Below are 4,990 nucleotides of genomic sequence, written 5' to 3'. Positions count from 1 at the left end.
GGGCGGGGCCTTGACGTATGGTTTAGCAGCCAGATCAGCCGCTGTCGCGGGCGCCGCCATGCTCACTGCCAGCAAGGCCAGGCCACTTAACAAAATCTTCCTCATTATTTTCGCTCCATCCACGTGTCACCCGAACGATGCCGGTTCTTTTTCGAATGTCCGGCTTCCCAGCTCGAACCTAGCTGAGCCGACCAGCATGCGATGTGCCTAGGCCGCAACAGTCGGGAAAATTCAGCAACATGCGCGCTCTAGTTGAGTAAGTGCAATTGACCAATTAACGAAGGAAGTTTGCGCCTTGGAATTTGCGCCAGCGATGTCTGTTATTGGCCGATTGTGTTGCAAAAGTCGGCGGTAACCGACGGATGTCGTTGGGCCATCCGCTAAGGCCGACCGGCTTTGATCCGCCGACCCTGACGCTCTCAACGCAACTCCTAGGCTACGCAATACACGGAGCATGAGCGGGTGGTGGTCGCGCGACCAACGACGCGAGGCGCCTCAGATTCTGAGCGATGGCAGCCAGAACAAACTCATCCTGGGCGCCTCGTGGGCCACGAAGCCGAAGCCGACCAAGCCTCAGGATACGCTTCAAGTGCGCGAACCGCATCTCGATCTTCTTGCGCTGGCGGCGCGACTGCTCAAAGGCCTCGGTGCCAGCGAACGATCGGGCGACATCTCGGGCATGCTCATGGATATCGCGCGGGATCTTGCGTGATGGCTCCTTCGGGCAGCACTGCGGTTTGAGGGGACATACCTCGCAGTCGAGCTTGCTTGCGCGGTATAGAAGCGTCTTGCCCTCATGCACGGTGCCACTTGTTCCGAGCTGCTTTCCGCCTGGGCAGTGGTAGACGTCGGCGGTCGGATCGTATCGAAAGTCGCTGCGCGAGAAGGTGCCATCATCTCGCTTCGACTTGTCGGAAACAGAAACATGCGGCGCGATGCCCTTCTCCTCGACCAGCCAGTTCAGCATCGGAGCTGCCCCGAAAGCGGTATCCCCGACAAGCCTTTCCGGCTTGAGGCCGAAGCGCTCCTCTGTTCGCTCGATCATGGTCTTTGCCGCGCCGACCTCGGCCTGACGAATGGCACGTGAAGCTTCGACATCAAGGATGACGCCGAACTTCACGTCGATGAGATAGTTGTCGGAGTAAGCGAAGAATGCCGGTCCCTTGTGAGCGCCGGTCCACTGGGCCGCAGGGTCGGAGGGCGAAACGAACTTCGGGATAACGTCGCTGGCGGCGCCCCACGCCGTATCGTCGAGGGTCGTCAGATACTCCTTCACCGCGCGGCTCGACCTCGCCGGATCACGATCCCTGCGCCAATCCTGCCCCGCAATCGAGCGCTGCTTGTTGGCGTCGGCCGCAATCAGGCTCGCATCGACGGCAAAGCCTTCGCCACCAACCAGACCGCCCGCAATGCACGCCTCGACGACACGTTCAAACACGCGACGAAAAACATCCGCCTCGCGAAAACGCTCATTGCGGGCACGCGAGAACGCCGAATGATCCGGCACAGCATCCTCGATACCGAGTTTGCAGAACCAGCGATAAGCGAGGTTCGCCTGCACTTCACGACAGATCAGCCGCTCCGAGCGGATCGCAAAGACATACCCCACGATCAGCATCCGGATCATCAGCTCCGGATCGATCGACGGGCGACCCGTGGACGAATAATGAGGAGCAAGGTCGCTGCGAAGCCAAGACAGATCGAGAGCAGTGTCGATCTTCCGCACCAGATGATCTTCGGGAATCGCGTCGCTGAGATCAAACTCGTAGAACAGTTGACCTTGGTCACTCTTCAGACGGCCCATCATGGATCGACCTCGTCGCGATTCGCGTCAACACAACGGAATCACGCTTGCTGGCCTGTCTCAACCTACTTTTGCAACACAATCGGCCCATCACCGAAGTGGCGGCGCACCTCACCGAGGTCCGCTCACCGAGGCATGGCAGACCAAATTTGCTCAGGTTGAGTTCTTCGCATTTTGACCCTTTGCCGACGTGCCGAGAACCAGAATACAATGGATCATACCAAACTCGCAGCCGCTTACCATCGTAATTCGCATACCGGACGTGGCTCTCTCACGTTCCGATTTGAACGCCTCGTTGGGGCTACAAGTCGACCGGTATGAGGCGTTGTCTGGGCGGGCGTATGCTCAGATCGATATTGCAGATCACGGAGATCAATGGGCCGCTGCTCTCGACCGTATCCAATCAATTCGCGCCGTCATTCCGGGCTGGATTCCGGAGGTGCGATTGKAACGCCGAGCTTGGATGTAGCTATGGCCTTTCCCCATTCGTCGTTGTCTAAGTGTTTGACCATTCCGCCCAACTAGCCGCGGCTGCGGGTCAAGCGCTGACTGATTATTGCTGCAATTCATGTGAAATTGCGCAAGCTTGCTGAGTGTGGCGCTCAACTGTTGGACCGGTTGAGGGCGCGATCGACACATTGAATGAGGGTCTTTCCGTCGAAAGGCTTCTTGAGAAAGCAGATGGCCCCACCCGCGATCGCCCGCTCCTGGATTCGAAGATCCGGAAAAGCGGTAATAAAGATGACAGGCGTTCGACGATGTGTGGACGCCAGTCGGCTCTGCAACTCGAGACCGTCGATGCCCGGCATCTGAACATCAGAAATGACGCAGGACGTTTCGCCAAGTTCCGGCGACTGCAGAAACTCTTCAGCTGACGCAAAACCCCGGGCAGCGAATCCGAACGCCCTAATGAGGTTTGCCGTCGAGACGCGAATGGATTCATCGTCATCGACAATCGCAATGAGAGATTTTTTTGCCATTGCTGGGCGATTTTAGAACACTGGTGGTGTTTGCACAAGACTGGGGACTCGACGAGGCCAGAGCTGCCGCAAAGCAACGCACTGGCTTATCAGGATTTGCTATCGGCGCCTCGCACCCGCCCAACACCCTCGCACCGCGGACCAGCGGTTGTGGATCAATCGGTTTTGCACGTTTGGGGCACGCGGTTGCAGAAATTCATTCTTCGCAAACGGCCTTGCGGCCTAACTTTCGGCCACTGCACAACCAATCACACAGGAGGCTCGCAAGCCGGATGAGTGTTGGTACGAACCTACCATCAGCAAAGCCTCCGTGCCGATCCGCACGTTGAATACCGGCCAAAATCGTAGTAGCGTCCGTGCCCTCCTGCATCAGCGTCATCGTGGCGGCCGCAAAGTGGACGCCGATGGCTGCTTCGATATGAGGTCGTACAGCCGGTTGGCCCGAGCACTCCAATGTCGCAACCGGAATTTGAAACGCACTACGCCGCACTGAAGCGCGAGATTGATGCTCTTGAGGCAGACCTCGCGGAGCCAAAAGCACGCAAGCATTTTGCAGACGTGAGGCAGCGGATCGAAACGCTCTACGAGACGTTGCGAGAGAACCATTTGCTCCTGCACACCGTCCTCGAAAACAGCGCCGCGAGTATTTACGCCAAACGCAAAGATGGTCGCTACACCTTCCTCAACCGAGGCATGGAGATGCTGTGCAACGTGACTCGGGAGCAGTGCCTCGGCAGAACAGACTTTGACGTGTTTCCCATAGAAATCGCTCAGCAGTATCGAAGCAATGACGTCGCCGCCATGATGACGGGCAAGCTGTCGGAATCCGAGGAAATGTCGAAGACACCTGCAGGTGACCGGTTGCTCCTGTCCAAGAAGGTGCCGCTGATTTCCGACGCCGGCGAAGTCCAGGGAATTTGCGGCATCTCGACCGACATAACGGACCTGCGGCGGACCGAACGCGCCCTGCGCGAGGCGGTTGAGACGCTGCAGCGCGAACGAGACAACAAACTGCTGAATGTCGAGGCGGCCACAGCGTCCATCGCCCACGAAGTACGCCAACCCCTGACGGCCATTGCGACAAACGGTGATGCGGCAATGAGCTTTCTTGAAATGACGCCACCAGATCTTAACGAGTTGCGGGCGATTCTGACTCGGATCATCACCGACTGCCATCACGCGAGCGAGGTCTTCGACAGCATCAGTGCCCTGTTTAAGAAGGTCGATCACAGCCGAGGACCGGTCGATGTCAACGAGAKTGCACGTGGCGTACTACAATCGCTTTACGGACAGTTGAGGGATCACGGCGTCGCGACCGAAACCGAACTTGCATCCGATCTGCCGCTGGTCGACGGGCATCAGGGTCAGTTGCGACAGGTGGTCTTCAACCTGGTCCACAATGCGATCGACGCCATGGCCACCACAACGGACAAAACACGCCTGCTGCGGGTGAGCACACAGCCTCGGGATCGCAACACAATCGTGGTCGCAGTTGAGGATTCAGGACCTGGGATTGATCCTGGACGTTTGAACAACATATTTGATGCATTCGTCACGACCAAAGCGAATGGAATGGGATTGGGCCTCGCGATCTGCCGCATGATCGTTCATCGTCACGGCGGTCAACTTTCGGCATCGTCAGACGGCAAGACCGGCGCGCGCGTCCAATTCGTTCTGCCGGTCGGTTTGGTGGATACTGCACTCGCGCGCAACGTTAGCCATTGACTGTTTCGGTTTTCTGGCGGCCGAGGAGGCCGGATGAGTTCGCCAGCCGCAATAGCGCTCGATCGTGTAACCAAGGTCTACGACAAGCCTGTCGTGTCCGACATTTCGTTGGAGGTGCCGGAGGGAAGCTTCGTCACGGTGCTGGGGCCTTCTGGCTCTGGCAAGAGCACGATATTGCAAATGATCGGAGGCTTCCTGCAGCCGACCGCAGGCCGTATTCTCTTCGCCGGTACGGACATGACGGCGCTTCCGCCCAACAAGCGGCCATGCAACACGATCTTTCAGGACCTCGGCCTGTTTCCGCACATGACTGTTGCCGAGAACGTCGCCTATGGTCTCAAGGTGCGTGGCGTCGACCCGGCCACGCGGCGCAAGTGCACGACGGAGATGCTCGCTATCGTTGCCCTTGAAGGCTACGAGAGGCGCCGCATACACCAGCTTTCCGGAGGCCAGCGCCAACGCGTAGCGCTGGCCCGAGCGC

General features: G+C 58.3%; 4 protein-coding genes. 2 read left to right on the top strand and 2 right to left on the bottom strand.

Going from position 1 to position 4,990, the window contains the following annotated elements; translation table 11 throughout:
• Positions 1-436: 436 nt before the first annotated feature.
• Both AC1D00_RS26420 and AC1D00_RS26415 read right to left on the bottom strand, forming a co-directional pair.
• Positions 437-1,807, bottom strand: coding sequence for an IS1182 family transposase (locus AC1D00_RS26420; RefSeq protein WP_135179605.1), 1,371 nt, complete (start codon positions 1,805-1,807; stop codon positions 437-439).
• A 599-nt stretch (positions 1,808-2,406) separates the two neighbouring features.
• Positions 2,407-2,784, bottom strand: a complete 378-nt coding sequence (locus AC1D00_RS26415; protein WP_135179604.1) for a response regulator transcription factor — start codon at positions 2,782-2,784, stop codon at positions 2,407-2,409.
• Positions 2,785-3,237: 453 nt separating this feature from the next.
• Here AC1D00_RS26415 and AC1D00_RS26410 point away from each other — a divergent pair, with 453 nt between their 5' ends.
• Together AC1D00_RS26410 and AC1D00_RS26405 are read left to right on the top strand one after the other, a co-directional pair.
• On the top strand, positions 3,238-4,509 hold the full coding sequence (locus AC1D00_RS26410; protein ID WP_477012674.1) for a PAS domain-containing sensor histidine kinase: 1,272 nt from the start codon (positions 3,238-3,240) through the stop codon (positions 4,507-4,509).
• Positions 4,510-4,542: 33 nt separating this feature from the next.
• On the top strand, positions 4,543-4,990 hold a 448-nt coding region (locus AC1D00_RS26405; RefSeq protein ID WP_477012673.1), incomplete at its 3' end, for an ABC transporter ATP-binding protein.

This window comes from Bradyrhizobium sp. P2_E8, from assembly GCF_056403875.1.
The sequence above is the reverse complement of the archived record's forward strand: the minus strand, read 5'-3'. Positions and strand labels throughout refer to the sequence as shown.

What these genes read in the sequence shown, in the direction of transcription:
- AC1D00_RS26420 (WP_135179605.1), bottom strand. Translation starts at nt 1,807, where the DNA reads ATGATGGGCCGTCTGAAGAGTGACCAAGGTCAACTGTTCTACGAGTTT.
- AC1D00_RS26415 (WP_135179604.1), bottom strand. Translation starts at nt 2,784, where the DNA reads ATGGCAAAAAAATCTCTCATTGCGATTGTCGATGACGATGAATCCATT.